Raw genomic sequence first — 23,488 nt, 5'->3', positions numbered from 1 at the left:
TCGGTGGGTGTCTCAGAACATCGCCTCGATGATCCCGACGGTGCGCGTCAGGTGCGGCTCGGAGCGGTCGGCGCGGTGGGCGACCGCCAGCTCCACGCGTGCGTCGGCCCCGGCCAGCGGCAGGTAGGCGACGCCGTCGAGCGCCAACGCCGTCACGGGCTCGGGCACGACCGCGAGGCCGAGGCCGCCGGCCACGAGCGTGATCAGTGTCGAGGTCTCACCGACCTCATGACGGACCCGCGGCTCGACACCGGCGTCGCGCAGGAGGCCCACCACGACGTCGTACATCACGGACCGGCGGTCGGCGGAGTGCACGATCAGGTCGGCGCCGGCGAGGTCGGAGGCACGGAGCCGTTTCCGGCGGGCGAGCGGGTGGTCGACCGGTGTGGCGACGACGAGCCGGTCCCGGCGCAAGGTGTGCACGGTGAGGGAGAGATCGGCCGCCGGAGGGCGCAGCAGGGCGACGTCGATCGCGCCGGTGCGCAGCGCCTCGACCTGGTCGGGCGCGAGCATCTCGCCGCGGAAGGAGAAGTCGACGCCGGGAAGCTTCTCCGAGAGCCGCCGCGAGAGCGCGGGCAGAAGACTGTACGTCGCCGAGCCCACGCACCCGATCGCCAGGTGGCCCACCGTGCCGGCGGCGACGCGCCGTGCTTGGTGCGCGGCCTCGTCGACGTCGGCGAGGATCGCGCGCGCCCGTACGAGGTAGGCACGGCCGGCCTCGGTGAGGTCGACGCGGCGGGTGGTGCGGCGGAGCAAGTCGACGCCCAGTTCGGCCTCGAGCCGGCGGATCTGCTGGGAGAGCGGCGGCTGGGCCATGTGGAGCCGCTCGGCGGCACGGCCGAAGTGGCGCTCCTCGGCCACCGCCACGAAGTACCGCAGGTGACGCAGATCCATATGCTGTCCATATCAATCACTTGGGATATGCGTACTTCAGAATATCGCGGCCCGGAACTAGCGTCGCTTCCATGAGTGCTTTCCTCTATGCCGCGACGCGAACGCCGTTCGGCCGCTTCAACGGCGCGCTGGCCGGCGTCCGCCCCGACGACCTCGCCGCCGCCGCGATCACCTCCACGCTCGCGAAGGTGCCGGGCCTCGACCACGCCGCTGTCGACGATGTGGTGTGGGGCAACGCCAACGGCGCCGGGGAGGAGAACCGCAACGTCGGCCGCATGGCGGCGTTGCTCGCCGGCCTCCCGGCGAGCGTGCCCGGCACCACGGTCAACCGCCTCTGCGGATCGAGCCTCGACGCGGCGATGATCGCCGCCCGGACCATCGACTCCGGTGATGCCGAGGTGGTGCTGACCGGCGGTGTGGAGTCGATGACCCGGGCGCCGTGGGTGCTGCCCAAGTCGGCGAAGGCCTTCCCGGCCGGCGACGTCACCGCCGTCTCGACCACACTCGGCTGGAGGCTGGTCAACCCGCGGATGCCGAAGGAGTGGACGGTCAGCCTCGGTGAGGCCAACGAGCAGCTCCGGGAGCGCTTCGGCATCTCCCGTGAGCGGCAGGACGAGTTCGCCGCCCGCTCCCACCGACTCGCCCACGCCGCTTGGGAGTCGGGCTTCTACGACGATCTGGTGGTTCCGGTCCAAGGCGTCGACCTGCCCCGTGACGAGAGCATCCGAGCCGGGTCCACGCCGGAGGTGCTGGCCGGGCTCAAGCCGGTCTTCCGTACACCGGAGCAGGGTGGCACCATCACCGCGGGCAACGCCAGCCCGCTCAACGACGGCGCCTCCGCCGTGCTGTTGGGCAGCGAGAAGGCGGCGGCCACGATCGGGGCCGACCCCATCGCCCGCATCGCGGGCCGCGGCGTGATGGCGCTGGAGCCGCAGGCCTTCGGCTACGCCCCGGTCGAGGCCGCGAACCGTGCGCTGGCGCGGGCCGGCATCGGCTGGGACCAGGTGGGCGCGGTCGAGCTCAACGAGGCGTTCGCCGCGCAGTCGCTGGCCTGCCTCGACGCCTGGAAGATCGACCCGGCCATCGTCAACCAGAAGGGCGGCGCCATCGCGATCGGGCACCCGCTGGGCGCCTCGGGCGGTCGTGTCCTCGCCACGCTGGCCAAGGTGCTGCGGGAGACGAAGCAGCGCTACGGCGTCGCCGCGATCTGTATAGGGGTCGGCCAGGGTCTGGCCGTCGTATTGGAGAACTGCGGCGTGACGGGGGCGGCCGAGTGAGCCGGGCGGAGATCGTCGAGAGTGCCGACGCGGCGGTCACGGGGATCGAGGACGGATCCACCGTCCTCGTGGGCGGCTTCGGTCTGGCCGGGATGCCGTTCGACCTGATCGACGCCCTCATCCGGCAGGGTGCGAAGGACCTCACGATCGTGTCCAACAACGCGGGCAACGGCGATGTCGGACTGGCCGCGCTACTGGCCGCCGGCCGGGTGCGCAAGGTGCTCTGCTCCTTTCCGCGCCAGGCCGACTCGTGGGTCTTCGACGACCTCTACCGCGCGGGGAAGATCGAGTTGGAGGTGGTGCCGCAGGGCAACCTCGCCGAGCGGATGCGCGCGGCCGGTGCCGGCATCGGCGCGTTCTACTGCCCGACCGCGGTCGGCACGCCGCTGGCCGAGGGCAAGGAGGAGCGGGTGATCGACGGTCGCACGTACCTGCTCGAGTACCCGATCAAGGGCGATTACGCGCTGATCAGCGCGCACGTCGCCGATGCGATGGGCAACCTCGTCTACCGCAAGACGGCCCGCAACTTCGGGCCGGTCATGGCCACGGCCGCTACGACGACCATCGTCCAGGTCGACCAGGTCGTCGAGCTCGGGAAGCTCGACCCCGAGGCCGTCGTCACCCCGTCCATCCACGTCGACCGGATCGTCCGGGTCGACGCCCGCCGCTACACCGTGCAGGGGGCACGATGACCACCACCTCCAGCGACCAGGCACGCACCGACCACCGGCTCTCGATGGACGAACTGGCCGCCGTCATCGCCCGCGACATCCCGGCCGGCGCCTTCGTCAACCTCGGGATCGGGCAGCCGACCAAGATCGCCGACCATCTGTCGGCCGACTCCGGGGTCGTGCTGCACACCGAGAACGGCATGCTCAACATGGGGCCGAAGGCCGAGGGCGACGCGGTCGACCCCGATCTGACCAACGCGGGCAAGGTCCCCGTGACCGAACTGCCGGGGGCCGCGTACTTCCACCACGCCGACTCCTTCGCGATGATGCGCGGCGGACACCTCGACGTCTGCGTGCTCGGCGCCTACCAGGTCGCCTTCGACGGCGACCTCGCCAACTGGCACACCGGCGAGCCCGACGACATCCCCGCCGTGGGCGGTGCCATGGACCTCGCCATCGGCGCCAAGGACGTCTACGTGATGATGACGCTCTTCACCCGCTCCGGTGAACCCAAACTCGTGCCGCGGTGCACCTACCCCCTCACCGGCACCGGCTGCGTCAGCCGCGTCTACACGGACCACGGCGTCTTCGACGTCGGCCCCGACGGCGTACGCATCCGGGAGACGTACGGCATCGGCACGCACGAACTCGCGGAGCGCCTCGGCATCACGCACCGCCGCGCGCCGGCGTGACGTCGTGATCGATCTCGTCCGATCCGGATCAGCATGCCGGCGCAACGTCCGGATGCGGCGCCTCCTCGTGCCCGCGGAGGCGCCGCATCCCGCGACGCCGGGCCGTCACAGCCCGACGATCTCCCATTCCTGGTTGGTGCCGGTGCCGACGGGCCACTGGATGACACGGCCGCCGTCGGCGGTCGAGCCGCCCTCGACGTCGACGCACCAGGTGCCGTTGCGGACGTTGACGATGCGGTAGCGGCCGCCTCCTGCGTCGACGAGCTTCCACCGCTGGTTGTCGCTGTTGGTGTCCTGCCACTGGTCGAGCCGGCCGCCCTGGGCCGACCCTCCCGGGCTCTCCAGCAGGAGGCCGCTGTGGCGGGCGGCTATACGGAAGGTGCCGTCGGCGTTGGGCAGGAAGCGCCACTGCTGGTTGGTCGCGCCGGACGAGGCGTACTGGATGATCTTCGCGCCGTTGGCGGTGCCGGCGCCGGCGACGTCGAGGACCTTGCCGCTGCGCCGGTTGACCAGCTTGAACCAGCCGGTGAGCAGGGAGATGGTGATGTCGGTACGCTGCCCGGCCACCAGGGACACCTTGCGGGCGTGGGTGCCGAGGGGTGAGGTGGCCACCGTCGCGGTCGTGGTCACCGTTGTCATGCCGCGTCGGCTGATGAGGGTGACGGTCTGGTTGACGGCGGAGGTGACGGAGAGAGTGGCGGTGCGGGCGGTCAGGTCCCAGTCGAAGGTGTGGACACGGATCCGGCCGCGTGCCCGTACGCCGGTGATGGAGCCCTTGGCGAGCTGGTCGGGCAGGGCGGGGAGGACCTCCAGGACGCCGGGGCGGGAGTAGATCAGGGCCTCGGCCAGGACGCCGGGCAGGGCGTTGGCGGCGTCGGCGTTGTAGATGTCGAGGTCGGGGTTGTGGGAGGTCATCAGCGACTTGAAGACCATGTTGTTGCCGATGATCTTCTTCAGGTTGTCGTAGACCTTGGCGCCGTCCTTGAGCCGGGCGCTGGCCAGGGCGCGGTGGAGACTGCCGTGGGCGGAGATGTTCTGGTCGCCGCGCTTTTCGAGGGCCGTGAGGGCAGGGCGGACAAGGGACGGCTCGTCCTCGGGGTTGATCTCGTGGAGCGGCCAGGCGCCGTACAGGTGCTGGATGTGCCGGTGGTTGTAGCGCTCGGTCAGGGTGGGCCAGGACCACTCGGCGAGCGCGCCGTCGCCGTTGACGCGGTAGTCGGGGATCTTCTGCAGCAGCGCGGTCCAGCGGGCAACACCCTGGCCGCTGCCCTGCTCGACGCCCAGGGTGTTGGCGGCGTCGATGGCCGCCCGCAGCGCGTGCTTGCCGGCCATGATGTCGCCGGTGGCGTTGATCGACAGGCACACGCCGGTGTTGCCGGGGGAGTTCTCCATGGAGAAGGACGGCACGAAGACGGCCTTGCCGCTCGCGTCGGTGCGGGTGAGGAAGTCCTCGTAGAACAGGGCGAGTTCCATCAGGGCCGGGGCCAGCTTGGTGCGGTGGAAGTCGCTGTCGCCGGTGACCTCGTAGTACTCCAGCATCGGGTAGAGCAGCCAGTCGGCGCCGCCGGTCCAGGTGTGGCCCGGGAAGGAGCCGTTGTTGAAGTGGAGCATGTGGCCGTACTCACCGTCGGTGCGGGACGGGGCGAGGAAGCCGCGGGCGCCGTAGAGATTGGTGGCGTTGGTGCGCCAGTCGTCGAGCTGGTCGAGGATCAGGTCGAAGTAGCCCTGCATCGCCTCGGTGGTGTCGAGGATGTTGCCGCCCGCGACCTGGAGGTTGATGTTGGCGTCGGTGGTGAAGTCGTCGGCCCAGGCACCGTTCCAGGAGCCCGTCCAGATGCCGGTGAGCCGGGGCGGCAGGACGCCGCTGGAGCTGATGAAGAGGTAGCGGCCGGAGTCGTACAGCCGCTCCAGCAGGGCGACGTCGATGACGCCGCGGTTCGCGTTCTGGCGGGCGATGAGCTCGCTGACGGAGAGCCCGCGGTCGGCGGCGGAGACGTTCAGATCGAGGCGGGAGCGGTCGTACAGCTCGGTGTGGAGGGCGGTGTGCGCTGAGCGCAGGGCCGCGTAATCGGTGCCGAGCGTGGCCAGTTCGGCGTGCAGCGGCTCGGAGATCCAGGCGGTGGAGGACTCGTAGCGGTCCAGCTTGGTCAGCAGGATCACCCTGGTCGCCTTGGCCACCACGATGGTGGAGCCGCTGACGCTGACGGAGGATCCCGTTCCCGTCGCGACGACACGGGTGACGCCCTCGTAACCGAAGGCGCCCTGCCCCGAGGGGTAGGTTCCGCGCAGGTTCAGGTAACCGTTGCCGTTGCTCATGGTGGCCCGGGTGGTGAAGCTCAGGCTGGTGGGCAGCCCCTCGAGCGCGGTGTTGACGCTCAGTGTGGTGTCGACCGTGCGGCCGGTGGCGGGGATCAGCTCGTGGACGATCACGTTGTCCGCACGGGAGACGAACGCCCGGCGCGTCCACGTGCCGTACTGGTCGGTCCAGCTCGAACTGACCTCGCCGGTACGGAAGTCGGTGACCCGGCCGTAGTCGTTGACCGTGGTCATGCCGGGGGTGCTGATGCGCAGTTCGTACGCGGGGTGGTAGGTCTGCGTCCAGCGCAGCGACCACCCCGACGCGAAGTCTCTGTTGGCGCCGGAGTAGTCCCCGGCGAGGGCCTTGTCGCGCACACCCTCCAGACGGCCGGAGAGTACGGGCGGTTTCACGGTGCGTGTGCCGTTGGGCAGTACCAGCCGGTGGTAGTTGAAGACCACTTTCTCCAGCGTGGCCGCCCCGTGGAGGATGGCGCCGTACTCGCCGTTGCCGGTGAGGAAGCCGTCGGTCCAGGAGGAGGCGGGGGCGGTGTCGTAGATGCCGCGGTCGGGGAGAGTGATCTGCGGCGGTACGGCAGCCGTGGCCTTCCCCGGGAGGAAGACGCCGGGGAGAGCGGCCGCCCCGGCGGTCAGCGCGGCGGCGGTCAGGAAGTGTCTGCGGTCCATGGGGATGTCCATCACGCACACTCCTGCCTTCGCGGCCGGCGCATGCCGTCGAGTTCCGGCGAGGTCGGGAACCGTACGTCCACCGCTTCGACGGTGCTGATCAGTTCAGTCATGGTGCTGCCCGGCAATCTCGACCCAGGGGCCGCGGTGTCGGTGCGGGGTCATAACAACCACCTGTCGTCATGTGACTCTGGCATGCCCGCTGTGCAACAAACAGGTTTCGGACATGGGATGGATTTAAGGGTGGGGTCGGTGGCTGTGTCTATAGCTGACACGAACATTTTTACTGATATCCATGTCTAGCTGTATCGATGTGATTCTCTGCCGATGTGGGCTCCAGGGTGGGTCATCCACTTGTCTCTAGGCATGGGATGTATTGCTACGGTGCTGCTGCACACGCAACTGATGTGGGCACGGCCACGGTTGTTGTGTTGACCGAGAAGGCCACCGACCGCATCAGGGCGCCGATCCACCGGACGCACTGGACGCACTGGACGCACCGGGCGGGGGGGGGGGGGGGGCCCGCGCCCCCCCCCCCCCCCCCCCCCCCCCCCCCCCCCCGCGCCCAACCCCCCCCCCCCCCCCCCCGCCCCCCCCCCCCCCCCCCCGGCCCCGGGGGGGGGGGGGGCGGGCCCCCCCCCCCCGCCACGCCGACTCCCTATCGGAGCCGGACCGATGTCATACCGTCAGCGCCGCAGTGTCAGCAGACCCGGACGGTAGGGCCAGAAACCGTACTCGCCGCCTGAGTTGGGGCTGCGCCCCTGGTACAGCAACTGCAGATTGCAGGGATCGACGGTCATGGTCTGATCAGGGCTGGTGCGGATCAGTTCGCCATGGCTGATGTCGTTGGTCCAGGTGGCGCCACTGTTGGCCTTGCCGGCGAAGGGATTGCTCTCGGTCGCGGCCTGGGGTGTCCATGAGCCGTTCAGACTGGTGGCCGTGAACGAGCGGAAGTAGCGGCCCTGCGAGCCGATCGCCTCGACGATCATGAGGTAGCGGTTCTGGCCCTGCAGCTTGTAGACCTGCGGGGCTTCGAACAGGTTGTCCCTCGTGTCGCTCATGATCACTGTCGAGTTCGAGCCGAAGCTGCCCGGGAAGTTCCCGATCGGCATACTGGCCCGGTAGATCTTGCCGTTGTCACCGGCGAAGAACAGGTACATGTTCGTCCCGTCGGCGATGAGCGTCTGGTCGATGGGTCCGGTTCCGGAGTCGGAGATGCTTCCGGAGAAGAGCGGCTGCTCGGACGACCAGCCATTCGGGTTGGTGGGGTCGCTCGACGTCCGGTAGACGAAGGCGGTCCTGCCCCACTGGTAGGCGAGCACCCAGATGTTCTTCGGCGCGAAGTAGAAGAGCGTGGGCGCGACCGTGGAGTTCGACATCGTGTTCTGGGCGGCCGAGGCCATCTCCGACCAGTTGGTGAACGGGGTGAAGTTCATCGAGCCCCAGGCCCTTCCCGTTCCCGCGGCGCCGTGCGTCGTCGCATAGACGAGCTGCTTGCCGTTGTAGGGGACGACGGTGAAGTCCTTGAGCGAGGCCCACCCCGACTTGGGCTGCGCCAGCGCGCCCGTCGACGTCCAGCGGTATGTCGACGGAAGACCGCACGGGCCGGGGTTGTCGGCGCCGACCTTGACGAGCTGCCACTGCTGGTTGGTGCCGCCCCAGTCGTCGTACTGGACGATGTTCGCGTTGTCGGCGGTGGAGGCGCCCTGCACTTCGAGGGCCTTGTTGCTGTGGCGCGAGATGAGCCTCACGTAGCCGTCCGCACTGTCGGCCAGCCGCCACTGCTGGTTGGTGCTGTTCAGGTCGGCCCACTGGACAATCGAGCCGCCGTTCGCGGTTGACCGGTTGTGGACGTCCAGCACCTTGCCCGAGTGCCGGGACTTGATGCGGTAGTAGCCGCCCCCGGAATCGACGAACTGCCACTGCTGCTGGTTCTGATCGTTCCTGGACCACTGGGTGATGCGGGCGCCGTCGTTGGTCGCCATGTTGTAGACGTCCAGGGCTTTGCCGCTGTTGCGGTTGACCAGCACATAGGAGGCGTTGGGGTCTACGGTCGCCGCGCTGGCGGGCTGGGCACCGAGGAAGGTGGCCACCAGCAGCAAGGGCGCGAGGACGGCGAGTAAGCGTCTTGGACGAACCGGGGACAGGTGGCGAAACCGCATCAAAGGGCCTCCTTGTGAGCGGGGTGGGGGTGACGCCGATGAACCGCGGCGCGGCTTTCCCGGGGAGAGGTTGGTTCGAAACTTTCGAAGGGATCACCGAACCTTTGACGCCACAAGCTAGGAATGTGGGGGCCTCCGGTCAAGGTCTGTCGCCGATCTGTCCACAAACAGGTCCTACCCTTTTGGGTTCGGCAAGCCGTCGCGCCGATCAGGAGTGATCCGGAAGCGTGCGATCGGCGCGCTGGTCAAAGGGTTTGTGCAAGGGCGAGACGGGGAGCAGGAGGCGTCCGCGCCCTCGTCCTGGTCCTGTCTGAGGCTCGACCCGATTTCGAAAGAGTCGGTCGACGCACGGAAACTTTCCCTGCGATGAGTCTTGACGATTACCGTCAATCCCTCAATCATCCCTTCACTGAGTGGCCGACCATAGTCCGAGATTTCGATCACGTCGGCGCCGCCCCGAGTGAACCGTGCCGCACGGCAGATCCATGCACCGTCGCACCGCAGATCCGCCCACCGAAGCACCTGTGCCACCCCGTTTCGTTCAGGTGAGGTTCGCACCAGCGCATCCCGGGCTCTTCGTCGCAGTCGGAGAGGTACGCGACGCCGCGTGACGATCCCCCGGCTGAACCGCGAGGGAGTACCCCCGTGCCTGTGCCGCAACACCGCTGCCACCCGCCCTGCGTCACCCGGCGGCCAACCCGGCTGCCGTCCGGGCCGGTTGAGATCGTCCCGGTCCCATGACAGCGGTGTCCGGTGGTTCGTCGTGCTGCCCGGGTTCGGCCCCGCCCGTCCGTCTGCCGAATGGGAGCGAACGTCCCTTTCCCCTGCGCTTCAGTCATTCCGTGATGTCTACCTTGGAGGCACAGTCATGGGCTTGTATGCCCTTCCCAGAGCCGCCGTCCGCCGTAAGATCCGCGGCCTGCTGCCGGCGCTGGTCGTCGGCGTCCTCGCTGCGGGCGCCACACTGGTCGCGCCACCGGCCGCACACGCCGCCGAGAGCACGCTCGGCCCAGCGGCGGCGCAGAGCGGCCGCTACTTCGGCACCGCCATCGCCTCGGGCAGGCTGGGCGACTCGGCGTACACGTCGATCGCGAGCCGTGAGTTCAACTCGGTGACGGCCGAGAACGAGATGAAGATCGACGCCACCGAACCGCAGCCGGGCCAGTTCAACTTCTCCGCCGGTGACCGTGTCTACAACTGGGCGGTGCAGAACGGCAAGCAGGTGCGGGGCCACACCCTGGCCTGGCACTCCCAGCAGCCCGGCTGGATGCGGAGCCTCAGCGGCAGCAACCTGCGCCAGGCGATGATCCGCCACATCAACGGCGTGATGGCCCACTACAAGGGCAAGATCGTCCAGTGGGACGTCGTGAACGAGGCCTTCGAAGACGGCAGTTCGGGAGCCCGGCGCGACTCCAACCTGCAACGTACCGGCAATGACTGGATCGAGGTCGCCTTCCGCACCGCCCGCGCCGCCGACCCGGCCGCCAAGCTCTGCTACAACGACTACAACGTCGAGAACTGGACCTGGGCCAAGACCCAGGCCATGTACAGGATGGTCCGCGACTTCAAACAGCGCGGCGTGCCGATCGACTGCGTCGGCTTCCAGGCCCACTTCAACAACGGCAGCCCGTACAACAGCAACTTCCGCACCACTCTGCAGAGCTTCGCCGCCCTCGGCGTCGACGTGGCCATCACCGAGCTCGACATCCAGGGCGCCTCGCCCACGACCTACGCCAACGTGACCAACGACTGCCTGGCCGTCCCGCGCTGCCTCGGCATCACCGTCTGGGGTGTGCGCGACTCCGACTCCTGGCGACGGGAGCACACGCCGCTGCTGTTCAACGACAACGGCAGCAAGAAGCCCGCCTACACCGCCGTCCTCAACGCACTCAACGGCGGCTCCACCACGCCCCCTGCGGATGGCGGAACGATCAAGGGCGTCGGGTCGGGCCGCTGCCTGGACGTGCCCAGCGCCAGTACCACCGACGGCACCCAGCTCCAGCTGTGGGACTGCCACAGCGGCACCAACCAGCAGTGGACGTCCACCGCCGCAGGTGAGCTCAGGGTCTACGGCAACAAGTGCCTGGACGCCGCCGGCACCGGCAACGGCACCAAAGTCCAGATCTACGGCTGCTGGGGCGGCGACAACCAGAAGTGGCGCCTCAACTCCGACGGTTCCATCGTCGGCGTCCAGTCCGGCCTCTGCCTCAGCACGGCCTCGGGCGGCACCGCCAACGGCGCCCTGATCCAGCTCTCCTCCTGCTCGAACGGCAGCAACCAACGCTGGACCCGAACCTGATGGGACCTGCCACAGACGAAAGGGTGAATCGATGAAGCCCTACGGTGCGGCTTCCCCCGCCGCTCCACGAACTCACCGCTGGTGGTCCCGGGTCGCCGCGGTGGTGGCGGTTACCCTGGCGATCGGCATGCTCGCCGCGGTGAACCCGGCGCCCGCCGAGGCGGCGACGGTGGACACCAATGCCTGGTACGTCCTGGTCAATCGCAACAGCGGCAAGGCACTGGAGGTCTCCGGCGCGTCCACCGCCGACGGCACGCGGGTCAGCCAGCGGACACGCAACGACGGCACCAACCAGCAGTGGCGGTTCGTGGACTCCGGCGACGGCTTCCACCGTCTCAGGGCCCGGCATTCGGACAAGGTGCTCGACGTGGCCGGCGCCTCGACCGCAGACGGTGCGGCGCTGCAGCAGTGGTCCGACCACAGCGGGGCCAACCAGCAGTTCCGCCTGGCCGACTCCGACGCCGGCCACGTCCGGCTGATCAACCGCAACAGCGGCAAGGCGGTCGAGGTGCAGGGTGCCTCCACCGCCGACGGCGGCAACGTCGTCCAGTACACCGACTGGGGCGGCGCCAACCAGCAATGGCAGATGATCAAGCTGTCGTCCGGCGGCAACGGCGGATGCGGCAGCGCCCCGACTCTGGCGAGCGGTACGCACACGATCCAGAGCGGCGGCAAGAGCCGCAGCTTCATCCTCAGGGTTCCCGCCAACTACGACAACAGCCGCCCCTACCGGTTGATCTTCGCGTTCCACTGGCGGGGCGGAACCGCCGGCGACGTCGCCTCGGGCGGCACGAGCGGCAACGCCTGGTCCTACTACGGCCAACAGCAGCAGTCGAACAACAGCGCGATCCTCGTCGCTCCCCAGGGCCTCGGCAACGGCTGGGCCAACGGGGGCGGTGAGGACGTCACCTTCGTCGACGACATGATCCGGCGCATCGAGGGCGGCCTCTGTGTCAACCCGGCACAGCGTTTCGCCACGGGATTCAGCTGGGGCGGCGGCATGAGCTACGCGCTCGCATGCAGCCGGGCGAACGTCTTCCGGGCCGTCGCGGTCATCTCCGGCGCTCAGATCAGCGGGTGCAGCGGCGGCAACCAGCCCATCGCCTACTTCGGAATCCACGGCATCAGCGACTCCGTCCTCAACATCGGGCAAGGACGGTCCCTGCGCGACAGGTTCGTCGGCAACAACGGCTGCACCCCCCAGAGCCCGCGCGAGCCCGCGCCGGGCAGCCGAACGCACATCACCACCACCTACTCGGGCTGCCGTGCCGGGTACCCGGTCCAGTGGGCCGCGTTCGACGGAGGCCACATACCCGGTCCGGTCGACGGCTCCTCCGGCGAAAGCGGCGTCACCACCTGGACCAAGGCAGAGATCTGGAGGTTCTTCGCACAGTTCCAGTGACCCGCCCGCACCACGGAGTGGAGCCAGGAGGACCCTGGCTCCACTCCGCCGACGTCCCTGCACGCAACGGGGGCGACGTCGGCAGTGATCTCGGCGTCCTCTTCCCAGAGACGGCCGGGGGAACGGAACGCTACGGGTGGCAGAGCGCGGGGACAGGTGGCCGGAAGCACACCTCGACGCCCCGCCTGGGCCGCGTCCCCGCAGACGCCGCCGCGCCGATCGAGCCTGGCAACCGCCGCGGACCAGGATGCGGACCGCACCCGAGCGGTCGGCCCGCCGACTGCTACGGCGAGGCGGGCAGGTGCGGGCTGCGGAGCACGAGCAGGGTGATCTCGCTGGGGGCGAAGACGCGGAACGGCGGGCCCCAGAAGCCGGTGCCGCGGCTGGTGTAGAGGAGGGTGCGGGTGCCGTGGTGGCTGAGGCCGGCAAGGGCGGGCTGGTCGATGCGGACCAGGTGGTGGAAGGGCCAGATCTGGCCGCCGTGGGTGTGGCCGGAGAGTTGGAGGTCGATGCCGGCGGCTGCCGCCCGGTCGATGAACTTGGGCTGGTGTGCCAGGAGCAGGACGGGCAGGTCGGGGTCGGCGCCGTGCAGGGCTCCGGTGAGGTGGGCGCGGTGGCCTGCCAGGCCGGAGGACTCGGCGGTGACGTCGTCCACGCCGGCGACCACGAGGGTGTCGCCTCCGCGTTCGAGCAGGAGATGGCGGTTGCGCAGTGGTTCCCAGCCCAGCTCGTCCATCAGGTCGACCCAGCCCTGGGCTTCGCTGTAGTACTCGTGGTTGCCGGTGACGTAGACACGGGCGTGGGTGGCCCGCACGGTACCGAGTGGGACGGCCTGGGCGCGGCGGCGTTCGGCCGTGCCGTCCGCGATGTCGCCGGTGTGGCAGACGACGTCGGCCTCCAGGGTGTTCACGGTCTCGCACACCCGCGCCGACCAACGGGCGCGATCGAGCGGGCCGTAGTGGGTGTCGGTGATGAGGGCGACCCGAATGCCGTCCAACCCGGCACCCAGTCGCGGTAGTTGCACGTCGAGTCGGCGCACACGTGGCACGCGGCGGGCCTCGGCGTACCCCCAGGCGAGCAGTACGGCGGTTACACCGAGGACGGCCCAAGTGACGATTCGGGCCCGGTCCTGACTCTCGCCGACCTCGGCCACGGTCAGGGCGAGCCGCAACAGGACGCCGAGCAGAACGGACCAGGTGAACAGGACCCAGCTGGCGCCCAGCAGGGTGTCCCCGACGATCGCCGCCCGGTCCTGCTGGCGCCGGCCGTGGCCGCGCCCCATCGCGAGCGGCATACCGACGAGGCCGAGGGCGAACAGGGCGGTGCCGACCAGCGTGACGGGCAGCGGCCAGTGCTGGCCGCTGTACAGGAGTACCCAGCAGGGCACGGTCCACAGCAGAACGGGGGCGATCAGGGGGAGATAGCGCATCAGGCGGTGCAGTCGGCTCTGCCGCGGCGCTTGCGCCTCACCCTCGGCGGGCCGGGTGCTGCTGGTGTCGGTCACGCTTCCCCTTCCGGCCGAACTGCCGTCCCGCGCACTGTATCCGGTCGTTCTCGGGCCGACCGGACCGGCGTTCATGGGAGCGGCCCATGCGGAGCTCGATCCATACCGGCGGTCGCCGCCCACCGAGCGACCCGAACGCGACAGCGCCCCACCCCCTGCACGCTTGGGGGTAGGGCGCCGTCGTGTGCGTCAGCTCCCGGCGCCGGCCCTGCGCCGGCGCCACCAGACGAGTGCGGCACCGGCGGCCACCGCAGCCGCGGCGAGGGCGGAGATCAGCCCCACGGGGGTGTCTGATCCGGTGTCGGCAAGGTTGCCGTCAGGGTCCGGGGTGTTGTCGTCGGGCTTACCCGGTACGGTCCCGGTCGGCGTCGGATCCGGCTCCGAGCCGGTCGGCGTCGGTGTCGGGGTGGGGTCCGGCTTCCCGGAACCGGTCGGCGTCGGCGTGGGCGTCGGCTTGGGATCCGGCTTGCCGTCGCTGGTGTCGGCGGCCCCGTTCCCGCCCAGGAACGCGGTATCGGTGTCGCGGGCCGAGGTCTCCGCGCGCACGGAGTCCTTCGTCGTACGAGGCAGCTCGCGATGCTGGAGCTGGAACTCCGCACCGGAGATGTTCCGCTTCGGCGCCTTCGCGAAGTCGACCCCACCGACGAAGAAGGTGTAGATGCGGCCGTCGGCGAGAGGCCACTCATACGTGAAGTCGCCCTCGGTGAACGACTTCCGCATCTCGTTCCACACGGTCCGCTTGTCCCAGTCGGCGTTCTCGCCGCGCAGCGGCCACCGCTTCAGGTTGTTGCTGTTGATGATGGGCCGGAAGTCGGTTGCCTTCTTCGCGTCTTGGATGCGGATCCACTCGGCCGCGACGCGGGACTTGTAGACGCGGCGCAGGTCGGCGTACTTCTTCTCGGTGTTGATCTGCTTCTGGACGTGGGGGACGAGGTAGCGGTCGATCAGCCGGTGGCTGTACTCCTTCTCCTCCTTGGTCAGCTTCTTGGAGCAGTCCTCACCCTGAACGGGGGTGTCGAAGTCCATAGCCGCGTGGTTGACCTTGAGCGGCGCGTCCAGGATGTAGATGCCGCCGTCCTGCTCGCGGACCTTCGCCCGACCGGGCACGATCCAGTTGCGGCCGGATCCCCAGCACGGAACCCCGTCGACCTTCGGCGCGGCGTTCATGAACTCCTTGCCGGGCGAGACTTCGGGGTTCATGGCGCGGGAGAAGTCCCGCTTCATCTCCATGTCGGCTTCGAGGAGGACGCGGCCGGTGTCGGTCTCCCCGAAGTTCTTGTCCATGATCGTGTCGGGCTGGTCGGGGTTCAGGTTCACCCACATGCGGTCCGGGGTGAGCGCCAGCCACGTGAACAGGGCGTCGGAGGCGAGTTCCAGTTTCGCCTGACCGCCCCAGCCGGGTTCAGTGTCCTCGTCGGGCATGAAGTCGGCTTTCATGCTGTAGTCGAGGCCCTTGCCCTTGACGGGGTTGCCGACGTACTGAAGCTCAAGGGTGGAGAAGTCGACGCCGCCCGGGCCGCGGCCGAGGACGCCGCGGGTGTTCGCCTGGTTGTGCTGCTGCTGGATCTGCCTCGCCTGCGCCGGGTTCTGCCCCGACCCGTAGGCGATGGAGTTGATCGGCCCCTGCGTGCCGGTGTTCGGCCTCGGATTGAACACCGGGAAGGACTTCGTGTACTTCGTCTGTGGCCACAGCCCCTTCGCCGTGGCGCGACGCTCAGCGATCCGGATCGGGTTGTTGCCGGTACCGCGCTCGCCCCGGAGCTTGTCGTTCTCCGATTTGTACTCGCGGATGGTGGCTCCGTTGGGCTTTTCCCCGGCGTACATGGTGAACCGCGACTTCGTGAAGTCGTACGTCGCGTCCTTGTGCCGAAGAATGATCTTGTCGCTCTTGAACTGGCCCGGCTTACGCTTGCCGTCGGCCTTGAACTCACCGAGGTCACCTGTGCGTTGGTTGTAGGCGTCGTACCGGCGGGAGGCGATCTTGTTGCCGTCCTTGTCGAAGATCTCGATGGTCACCTCACACAGCCAGTCCGGGCCGACGAGACGGTAGTCCTGGACGGTCTTCCGCTCGAAGACGCCTCCCTTCTCCCGGGAGTGCTGGGCGCCGATCAGGTTCTGCGGCACCCACTTGGCGAAAGCCTTCGGGGACGGCTTGCCCTGGATGTAACGGGCGTAGCGAGCCCAGATGGCCCGCTTCATGTCCTCGGGGCTCTTCGACGCCCGGTAGGCGTTGTCCCACTTGCGGATGTCGGCGTCGGTGTTGCCGACGCCGTTCAGGTCAGCGCGGGTGGGGGCGGGGACGTTCTCGAAGCCCTTGAACTCCAGGTTGAAGTAATACTCTTCATCCGGGCCGGACCTCGTCCAGTGGTGCTCTCCCGTCGGCGCTCCGGAGTTCGGCGGGGTGCGGGAGAACGTTTTGCCGAGGTGCATCTTGTCGCACCGGCCGCCGCTGGTCACCTTCGCGTAGTCACCCGGCGCCGCCACGGCCGGGCTCGCGGGCAGCCCGACGAGCATCATCCCCGCCGAGGCGACGACAGCAAGGCACGAGCCCAGACGCCGCCGTAGGCGAATTCGTATCGGTGTACTCAAAGCTGTGTCCCTGGGTGGGGGCCATGGGACAGCAAAGGGACGCGGGCGAGGCAGGGCCCCCGTTTTGCGCCGCCCGTCCGTCGGCAAGACTAGCCACTGACGCATCATCAGATACAAGCAATTTCTGACTTGTTGTGTGTTGACTGTGCAAAGATGCGTGGCCTGTTGGGGCTGTTACCGTCGCCTGCATGACCGAAGCTGACGAGACGTACGACCCGACCCGGCACCCCGACCTGCTCGCGTGGCTCGCCGAACGCGAGGGCGCTCACGCCGCGTGGGCCGCACAGACCTCCTTCGCCGGCGTCCTCGACTTCTCACCGGCCTCCCTGGCGACCGTGGACGATCTGATCCGGGAAAGCGCCAACAGCATGGAGGAGATCACCGACCGGCGCATGACACCCTTCGTTCAGGGTGCGATCTGGTACGTCGGGGAAGTTTTCCGCCGTCACAAGGGCATGGTGTGGAAGTACATCCCGGACCTCGTCAGCGGACAGCTCGAGCCGTTCTTCAACGCGGGCGCGGAGACCTCCGCCCTCGATCACCCCTGCGTCGGCGCCCCCGGCGACCCGGACAGCTACGTGTACCCGCTGAACGCACTCCGGAGGATTCTCCTCACGGAGGATGAGGTCGGCAACAAGGTCGATGACAGCCTCCTCTCGATCTTCGCCGACCCCTTCGACGAAGGCGACGAAGACGACGAAGACGACGACGAGGAGATGGACCCGTCGGCCGGGTGGGGATGAGGGCAGGGAGATGGCTCCGCCGGAGGCCGGGACCCCGATCATCAGGGCGATGATCAACACGGGAATGATGCCGGCGACGCCGAGGTGCGGGTGAACACCGCGCTGAACACCGCGCTGAACATCGAGATGCTGAAGATAGTCAGTGCTCCGAAGTCGACCATCGCCCAGCCGTGGCCGTTGACAGCGCCGATCAGGACGTCGAACAGCACCCACAGCCACACGGCCATGCCCACCGCCCGGCCCGCCGGCATCGGCAGGAGTTGACGCAGCCGGTCGATCTCCGGTGCCTACGCCTGGCCGGCTGCGTGGTCGAGCAGGGCTGGCCGCTTCGCCGGGCCGCGGAACGCTTCCGTGCCCAGGTACAACGGTGCCGACGCCGGACACGGTCTGTGCCCAGCGGCGAGTGACGGCGCGTCCTGCGTGTGGGTGTGGGGAGTTCCGGCACCCACACGGTCGGACGAGTCAGTCGACCACCAGGACCAGCTTGCCCGTGGTCCGGCCGGTTTCGCCGAGCGCGTGCGCCTTGGCGGCTTCGGCCAGCGGGAAGGTGTTGGCGATCCTGGCGCGTAGCCGGTCCGCCTCGACGAGCGCCGCGATCTCCTTCATCCCGGTGTGGTCGGCGTCGACGAGCATCTCGGTGGCACGCACCCCGAGCTTCTCGGCCTCCACGGGCAGTTCCTTCGAACCCCGCGGTACGAGCGTGACCAGGCAGCCGCCTGTGCGCAGGATGCGCAGCGAGCGGTGGACGTAGTCGCCGCCGATCGTGTCCAGCACGACGTCGATGTCCCGTACGGCCGTGGCGAAGTCGGTCTCCCGGTAGTCGATCAGCTCGTCCGCGCCCAGCCCTCGCAGGAACTCGTGCTTGCCGGCGCTCGCCGTGCCGATCACGTAGGCTCCCCGCGCCTTGGCGATCTGCACGGCCACATGTCCGACGCCGCCGGCCGCCGCGTGGATCAGGACCCGCTGCCCGGGCTGGACGTTCGCCGTCTCGACCAGGGCCTGCCAGGCGGTCAGTGAGACCAGCGGAAGCGCGCCCGCCTGTGTGTGGTCGATGTTTGCGGGCTTGAGCGCGAAGGTGCGGGCGGGGGCGGTGACGTACTGGGCGTGCGAGCCGTGACCGAACGGGTAGGACAGCATGCCGAAGACCTCGTCACCCGGCCGGAAGAGGGCTACGCCGGTCCCCGTCGCCTCGACCACGCCGGAGACGTCCCAGCCGAGGACGAAGGGCGGCTCGCCGAGGAAGCGGCCGGTGGCGCGGTGCTTCCAGTCGGTCGGGTTGACCCCGGCGGCGCGCACCCGGACCAGTACCTCGTTCGGACGTGGCTCGGGGCGCTCCGCCTCCACTTCCCTGAGAACCTCGGGACCACCGAGGATGTCCTGGCTGATGGCGCGCATCGTGTGCTGAGTGCTCATGGTGTCCCACTCTCCCCGAGGGCGTCCGCCTGGGAAATGGCCTGGTGGCCAGCCTTCGATAGGATCGTGCCATGCAGCCTGTGCACAGGGTCGTGGTCCTGGCGCTCGACGGGTTCTACCCCTTCGAACTCGGCATCCCCAGCCGGATCTTCGGCGCAGCCGACGGCCGGTACGAGGTTCTGACCTGCACCGTCGACGGGTATCCGGTGCGCAGCAACGCGGACTTCACCATCACCGCCGAGCACGGCCCCGAGGCCCTGGCCACGGCCGACACCGTGGTCGTCGCGCCCATCTCGCCGTCGTGTGTCACCGCAGAGCTTCCGCACGAGGTCACCGCCGCGCTCAGGTGGATCCGGCCGGGCACGCGCATCGTCTCCATCTGCACCGGCGCCTTCGTGCTCGCCGCGGCCGGGCTCCTGGACGGCCGCAAGGCGACCACGCACTGGCGGCAGGCGGACCGGTTCCGGCGCATGTTCCCGCACATCGCTCTCGACCCCGATGTGCTCTTCGTCGACGACGACCCCATCCTGACCTCGGCCGGAGCCGCCTCCGGCGTCGACGTCTGCCTGCACGTCGTGCGCAAGGACCACGGCAGCCGACTCGCCAACACGGTCGCCCGCCGCTGCGTGGTTCCGCCGTTCCGGGACGGCGGCCAGGCGCAGTACATCGAGCAGCCGGTCCCCGAGAACGAGGCCGCGAGCACGGCCGCCACCCGCGCCTGGGCCCTCGAACGCCTCGGCGAACCGCTGACCCTCGCCGACCTCGCCGCCCACGCCCGGATGAGCCGGCGCACCTTCGCCCGCCGCTTCAACGACGAGGTGGGCCTCAGCCCCGGCCGCTGGCTCATCCAGCAGCGCGTCACCCGAGCCCGGGACCTGCTGGAGTCCAGCGACCTGTCGGTGGACCAGATCGCCGGCCGGGTCGGCTTCGCCACGGGCACCTCCCTGCGCCAGCACCTGCACGCGGCGATCGGCATCTCACCCCAGGCTTACCGGCGTACGTTCCAGGCGGCCCGCTAGAGATCTTCAACGGTGCGGGTCACGTCGGTGAACCGACTCCATGCGGGACTGCGGGGAGAGCGTCCACGAGGAGCAGGTCGGACTCCTGGGCGAGTCCTTGGGCGATCAGGGCGCGTTGCCGTTGTCCGCCGGAGGGTTCTCCGAGTTGGCGGGTGGCGAGGTCCGTGCTGCCGAGCCTCTCCATGGCCTGGTCCACGGTGGCGCGGTCCTGTCGGGTCAGTCGGCGCCATGGCCCGCGGTGGCTCCAGCGTCCCATCTCCACCGTCTGCCTGACCGTGAGCGGCAGCGCGTCAGCGACGGCGCTGCGCTGCGGGACGAACGCCGGCGGCCGGTCGCCGACGCGCTGGAGCCGGCCTGATGTGGGTCTGACCACTCCGGCCATGACTCCGAGCAGGGCGGGCTTCCCGCTGCCGTTCGGGCCGACGAGTGCGGTGATCGCCAACGCCGGTATTTCCGCGTCGAGTTGATGCAGAACCAGGCGGTAGGGGTGTCAAGCGGTCTGGCGGGACGGTCCCACTTGGCAAGGTCGTAACGACCGTCCAGGGGTGTCCAACCGATCCAGGGACGGGCGTCTCATGCCAGGTCAGGCCGCACGTCCGGGAGAGCCCGCACAGTCGGTGGGACCTGTGTGAGAGTGCCGTGACGCTTCCTCGGCCTCCCTTGTCGACCGTCGCTCGCCGGCCTCCCACTCGTTCGTCCTCGCCCCGCTCGCTCCCCCGAAAGCCTGGCTGGTCCTGAGGGAAGTGTGGACGCAGTGGGCTGAAGTCTTCTAGCCTTGTCGGCAGACCGTCACGGTCGTCGATGTGACCCGGCAGCGCGGTAGCCATCGACTTCTCCTGTTTCCGAGCTGTTGCCCCCGCTCGGCGTAGTGGCCTGCTGAAGCACACCTGGCGGGCCGAAGCGGCGTCATCCCGCTACGGCATAGGCGCGGCAGCGCGCGCCCCAAGCGTGGCAACCACCTGTTCGGGAAGGGGACTGCATTGTCATGCTCATGTTAACCAAGAGGGTCGCAGCCGCGCGTTGGCCCGCCATCGGATCGGCTCTGCTCCTGGTCGTGGCGGCTCTCGTCGCGGCCTTTTCCAGTGCGACCCCGGCCTCGGCGCACCCGATCAACGCCGCGGACTTCCAGCAGGTCCAGCTGGCCCGCGGGGTAGCGGAGGTCGGTGAGCCGATGTCGCTGGCCGTACTCGCCGACCGGTCGGTGCTGCACACCGCCCGCAACGGGACCGTGCGCCGCACGGATGCGGGCGGCAACACCACGGTGATCGGCAGCATCCCCGTATACGCGCACGACGAGGACGGCCTGCAGGGCATCGGCATCGACCCGGGGTTCGCCACCAACCGGCACATCTACCTCTACTACGCCCCGCCGCTCTCCACACCAGGCGGCGACGCACCGACCACCGGCGGCAACTGGTCGGCGTGGCAGGGCGTCAACCGGCTTTCCCGGTTCACGCTCAACGCCGACTTCACGCTCAACCAGTCCAGCAAAGTGGACATCCTCGATGTGGCGGCCGACCGAGGTATCTGCTGCCACGCCGGCGGAGACATCGACTTCGACGCGGCAGGCAACCTGTACCTGTCCACAGGCGACGACACCAACCCGTTCGAGTCCGCCGGATACTCCCCACTCGACGAGCGGACCAACCGCAACCCGGCGTTCGACGCGCAGCGCACCGCCGCCAACACCAACGACCTGCGCGGCAAGATCCTACGGATCAAGGTGAACGAGAACGGGTCGTACTCGATCCCGGCAGGCAACCTGTTCCCGCCCGGTACCGCCAGGACCCGGCCGGAGATCTACGCGATGGGCCTGCGCAACCCGTTCCGGATGAGCGTGGACAAGGCCACCGGCGTCGTCTACGTCGGCGACTACGGCCCCGATGCCGGCGCCACCTCGGCGCGCGGGCCGCAGGGCCAGGTCGAGTTCAACCGCGTCACGGGCCCGGGCTTCTACGGCTGGCCGTACTGCACCGGCACGAACACGAGCTCCGAGACGTACGCCGAGTGGGACTTCGCCACGAACAGGGCAGGCGCGAAGTACAACTGCTCGGGCGGGCCGACGAACAACTCGCCCCGCAATACCGGCTTGAGCACCCTGCCCCCCGCCAAGGCCGCCTGGATCCGTTACGGCGGCGACGCCGGCAGCCCGCCGGCGTTCGGCGGCGGCTCGGAGTCGCCGATGGCGGGCCCGGTGTACCGGTACGACCCCGACGTCAGCTCGCCCACGAAGTTCCCTCAGTCGTTCGACGGGCAGTTCTTCGCCACGGAGTTCGGCCGCGGCTGGATCAAGCCGATCCACCTCAACGCCGACGGCTCCCCGGGGACCGTCGACAGCTTCCCTTGGAACGGCAAGCAGGTGATCGACTCGGCGTTCGGCCCGGACGGCTCCTACTACGTGCTGGACTACGGCGCCGGGCTGTACCAGGGCGACCAGTACTCCGCCCTCTACCGCTTCGACTACGTCGGTGCCGGCAACCGGGCGCCCACGGCGATGGCCGGCGCCAACCGGACCTCCGGCGCGGCGCCGTTGACCGTGACATTCTCCTCGGCCGGATCGTCCGACCCCGAGGGTGGGGCACTGACCTATGCGTGGAGCTTCGGTGACGGCACCACCTCCACCTCCGCCAATCCGACGAAGACGTACAACACGAACGGTGACTACACGGCCAGGCTGACCGTGCGCGACCCGCAGGGTGCCACCGGCACCGCCGACGTGCGGATCACCGTCGGCAACACCGCGCCGACCGTGACCATCGACAGCCCCGCCGCGGGGGAGATCTTCGCCTTCGGCGACACCGTGCCGTTCCGTATCACCGTGACGGATCCGGAGGACGGCACCGTCGACTGCGCCAAGGTCAAACTGACGTACATCGTCGGTCACGACAGCCACGGCCACCCGATCACTTCGAAGACCGGCTGCTCCGGCACGATCACCATCCCGGTCGACGGTGAGCACGACGACGCGGCGAACATCTTCGGGGTCTTCGATGCCGAATACACCGACACCGCCGGGCTCACCACGCACACGCAGCACGTCCTGCAACCGAAGCACCGGCAGGCCGAGCACTACAAGACATCGTCCGGCATCGCCACCCTCGACAAGTCGACAGCCGAGGGCGGCAAGTCCGTCGGTGACATCGAGAACGGCGACTGGATCGCATTCGAGCCGTACAAGCTGAGCAACGCCACGTCGTTCAGCGCCCGGGTGTCGTCAGGTGGCGCGGGCGGCACGTTGCAGGTTCGGGCCGGCTCGCCGACCGGCACCATCCTCGGCTCCGCCACCGTCCCGGTCACCGGCTCGTGGACGAACTTCACCACCGTGGGCGGCTCGATCTCCGGTGCACCGGCCGGCACCACCACGCTCTACCTGACCTTCGCCGGCGGCTCCGGATTCCTCTTCGACGTCGACGCGTTCACCTTCGATCCCGGCGGCGGACCGGCCCCCGGCGCGGGTCCGGTCGTGGGGCTCGCGGGTAAGTGTCTGGATGTCCGTGACGGCAGTTCGGCGGACGGGACGGCGGTGCAGATCTCGTCGTGCACGGGCTCGGCGGGGCAGCGGTGGACGGTGACGCCGGGGTCGACGATCAAGGCGTTGGGCAAGTGCCTGGACGTCAGCGGCAACAGCACGGCGGACGGGGCGAAGGTCCAGTTGTGGTCCTGCAACGGTGGCGCCAACCAGAACTGGCAGGCGCACCCGGACGGGTCGCTGCGGAACCCGCAGTCGGGCAAGTGCCTGGACGTGTCGGGCGCCAACTCCGCGGACGGCGCCCTCGTGCACCAGTGGACCTGCCACGGCGGAGCAAACCAGAAGTGGACCCTGCCCTGATTCCTGTCTCCC

15 protein-coding genes and 1 pseudogene are annotated in these 23,488 nt (G+C 69.1%); 8 read left to right on the top strand and 8 right to left on the bottom strand.

Translation table 11 applies throughout. From position 1 onward, the window contains the following. Positions 1-12: 12 nt before the first annotated feature. Positions 13-894: a LysR substrate-binding domain-containing protein gene (locus ACFY9I_RS06045; RefSeq protein ID WP_390997263.1), complete on the bottom strand. Its 882-nt coding sequence runs from the start codon at positions 892-894 to the stop codon at positions 13-15. Positions 895-965: 71 nt separating this feature from the next. On the opposite strand from ACFY9I_RS06045, the gene ACFY9I_RS06040 reads away from it, so the two are divergent. Genes ACFY9I_RS06040 through ACFY9I_RS06030 form a run of 3 tightly spaced genes read left to right on the top strand, consistent with a single transcriptional unit; the run spans position 966 to position 3,534 of the window. Beyond that, positions 966-2,171, top strand: a complete 1,206-nt coding sequence (locus ACFY9I_RS06040; protein WP_390997261.1) for an acetyl-CoA C-acyltransferase — start codon at positions 966-968, stop codon at positions 2,169-2,171. Then, complete coding sequence (locus ACFY9I_RS06035; RefSeq protein WP_390997258.1) at positions 2,168-2,863, top strand: 3-oxoacid CoA-transferase subunit A; 696 nt, start codon at positions 2,168-2,170, stop codon at positions 2,861-2,863. Before ACFY9I_RS06040 ends, ACFY9I_RS06035 begins: the two co-directional genes overlap by 4 nt. Beyond that, positions 2,860-3,534, top strand: coding sequence for a 3-oxoacid CoA-transferase subunit B (locus ACFY9I_RS06030; protein WP_390997255.1), 675 nt, complete (start codon positions 2,860-2,862; stop codon positions 3,532-3,534). The genes ACFY9I_RS06035 and ACFY9I_RS06030 overlap by 4 nt, the downstream gene beginning before the upstream one ends. A 105-nt stretch (positions 3,535-3,639) precedes the next feature. Here the strand turns inward: ACFY9I_RS06030 and ACFY9I_RS06025 are convergent, their stop codons facing one another. Both ACFY9I_RS06025 and ACFY9I_RS06020 read right to left on the bottom strand, forming a co-directional pair. Beyond that, positions 3,640-6,528 carry an RICIN domain-containing protein gene (locus ACFY9I_RS06025; protein ID WP_390997252.1) on the bottom strand — a complete coding sequence of 963 codons (2,889 nt, stop codon included), beginning with the start codon at positions 6,526-6,528 and terminating at the stop codon, positions 3,640-3,642. A 674-nt stretch (positions 6,529-7,202) separates the two neighbouring features. Beyond that, positions 7,203-8,678 (bottom strand): non-reducing end alpha-L-arabinofuranosidase family hydrolase, encoded by a 1,476-nt coding sequence (locus ACFY9I_RS06020; RefSeq protein WP_390997249.1) that lies wholly within the window; start codon positions 8,676-8,678, stop codon positions 7,203-7,205. An 868-nt stretch (positions 8,679-9,546) separates the two neighbouring features. Here ACFY9I_RS06020 and ACFY9I_RS06015 point away from each other — a divergent pair. Both ACFY9I_RS06015 and ACFY9I_RS06010 read left to right on the top strand, forming a co-directional pair. Beyond that, complete coding sequence (locus ACFY9I_RS06015; RefSeq protein WP_390997246.1) at positions 9,547-10,977, top strand: endo-1,4-beta-xylanase; 1,431 nt, start codon at positions 9,547-9,549, stop codon at positions 10,975-10,977. A 100-nt stretch (positions 10,978-11,077) separates the two neighbouring features. After that, positions 11,078-12,379, top strand: a complete 1,302-nt coding sequence (locus ACFY9I_RS06010; protein ID WP_390998056.1) for an RICIN domain-containing protein — start codon at positions 11,078-11,080, stop codon at positions 12,377-12,379. A gap of 283 nt (positions 12,380-12,662) precedes the next feature. Here the strand turns inward: ACFY9I_RS06010 and ACFY9I_RS06005 are convergent, their stop codons facing one another. Further along, on the bottom strand, positions 12,663-13,883 hold the full coding sequence (locus tag ACFY9I_RS06005; RefSeq protein WP_390997244.1) for a metallophosphoesterase: 1,221 nt from the start codon (positions 13,881-13,883) through the stop codon (positions 12,663-12,665). Between the two features lie 189 nt (positions 13,884-14,072). After that, a complete protein-coding gene (locus tag ACFY9I_RS06000; RefSeq protein WP_390997241.1) occupies positions 14,073-16,400 on the bottom strand; it encodes an LPXTG cell wall anchor domain-containing protein in 2,328 nt (775 codons plus the stop codon). Between the two features lie 260 nt (positions 16,401-16,660). Here ACFY9I_RS06000 and ACFY9I_RS05995 point away from each other — a divergent pair, with 260 nt between their 5' ends. Continuing rightward, positions 16,661-17,215: a hypothetical protein gene (locus ACFY9I_RS05995; protein ID WP_390997239.1), complete on the top strand. Its 555-nt coding sequence runs from the start codon at positions 16,661-16,663 to the stop codon at positions 17,213-17,215. A 53-nt stretch (positions 17,216-17,268) separates the two neighbouring features. On the opposite strand, the gene ACFY9I_RS05990 is transcribed toward ACFY9I_RS05995, so the two are convergent. Then, positions 17,269-17,442, bottom strand: a complete 174-nt coding sequence (locus ACFY9I_RS05990) for a hypothetical protein (protein WP_390997236.1) — start codon at positions 17,440-17,442, stop codon at positions 17,269-17,271. A 235-nt stretch (positions 17,443-17,677) separates the two neighbouring features. Next, positions 17,678-18,628, bottom strand: a complete 951-nt coding sequence (locus tag ACFY9I_RS05985) for a zinc-binding dehydrogenase (protein WP_390997234.1) — start codon at positions 18,626-18,628, stop codon at positions 17,678-17,680. Between the two features lie 71 nt (positions 18,629-18,699). Between ACFY9I_RS05985 and ACFY9I_RS05980 the strand changes: the two genes are divergently transcribed. Continuing rightward, entirely contained in the window at positions 18,700-19,647 is a 948-nt protein-coding gene (locus ACFY9I_RS05980) for a helix-turn-helix domain-containing protein (RefSeq protein WP_390997232.1), read from the top strand. A gap of 61 nt (positions 19,648-19,708) precedes the next feature. Here the strand turns inward: ACFY9I_RS05980 and ACFY9I_RS05975 are convergent. Next, positions 19,709-20,125: pseudogene (locus tag ACFY9I_RS05975) on the bottom strand (ATP-binding cassette domain-containing protein); the annotation flags it as partial. A 507-nt stretch (positions 20,126-20,632) separates the two neighbouring features. Here ACFY9I_RS05975 and ACFY9I_RS05970 point away from each other — a divergent pair. Next, a complete protein-coding gene (locus tag ACFY9I_RS05970; RefSeq protein WP_390997229.1) occupies positions 20,633-23,476 on the top strand; it encodes a carbohydrate-binding protein in 2,844 nt (947 codons plus the stop codon). Positions 23,477-23,488 lie beyond the last annotated feature (12 nt).

Origin of the sequence: Streptomyces sp. NPDC012510 (genome assembly GCF_042955065.1) — a bacterium.
Classification (GTDB): domain Bacteria; phylum Actinomycetota; class Actinomycetes; order Streptomycetales; family Streptomycetaceae; genus Streptomyces.
The sequence above is the reverse complement of the archived record's forward strand: the minus strand, read 5'-3'. Positions and strand labels throughout refer to the sequence as shown.

Coding starts and splice junctions, on each gene's coding strand:
- ACFY9I_RS05985 (WP_390997234.1), bottom strand. CDS start 18,628: ATGAGCACTCAGCACACGATGCGCGCCATCAGCCAGGACATCCTCGGT.
- ACFY9I_RS05995 (WP_390997239.1), top strand. CDS start 16,661: ATGACCGAAGCTGACGAGACGTACGACCCGACCCGGCACCCCGACCTG.
- ACFY9I_RS06030 (WP_390997255.1), top strand. CDS start 2,860: ATGACCACCACCTCCAGCGACCAGGCACGCACCGACCACCGGCTCTCG.
- ACFY9I_RS06000 (WP_390997241.1), bottom strand. CDS start 16,400: ATGATGCTCGTCGGGCTGCCCGCGAGCCCGGCCGTGGCGGCGCCGGGT.
- ACFY9I_RS05990 (WP_390997236.1), bottom strand. CDS start 17,442: ATGGCCGTGTGGCTGTGGGTGCTGTTCGACGTCCTGATCGGCGCTGTC.
- ACFY9I_RS05980 (WP_390997232.1), top strand. CDS start 18,700: ATGCAGCCTGTGCACAGGGTCGTGGTCCTGGCGCTCGACGGGTTCTAC.
- ACFY9I_RS06015 (WP_390997246.1), top strand. CDS start 9,547: ATGGGCTTGTATGCCCTTCCCAGAGCCGCCGTCCGCCGTAAGATCCGC.
- ACFY9I_RS06040 (WP_390997261.1), top strand. CDS start 966: ATGAGTGCTTTCCTCTATGCCGCGACGCGAACGCCGTTCGGCCGCTTC.
- ACFY9I_RS06025 (WP_390997252.1), bottom strand. CDS start 6,528: ATGGACATCCCCATGGACCGCAGACACTTCCTGACCGCCGCCGCGCTG.
- ACFY9I_RS06020 (WP_390997249.1), bottom strand. CDS start 8,678: ATGCGGTTTCGCCACCTGTCCCCGGTTCGTCCAAGACGCTTACTCGCC.
- ACFY9I_RS06045 (WP_390997263.1), bottom strand. CDS start 894: ATGGATCTGCGTCACCTGCGGTACTTCGTGGCGGTGGCCGAGGAGCGC.
- ACFY9I_RS05970 (WP_390997229.1), top strand. CDS start 20,633: ATGCTCATGTTAACCAAGAGGGTCGCAGCCGCGCGTTGGCCCGCCATC.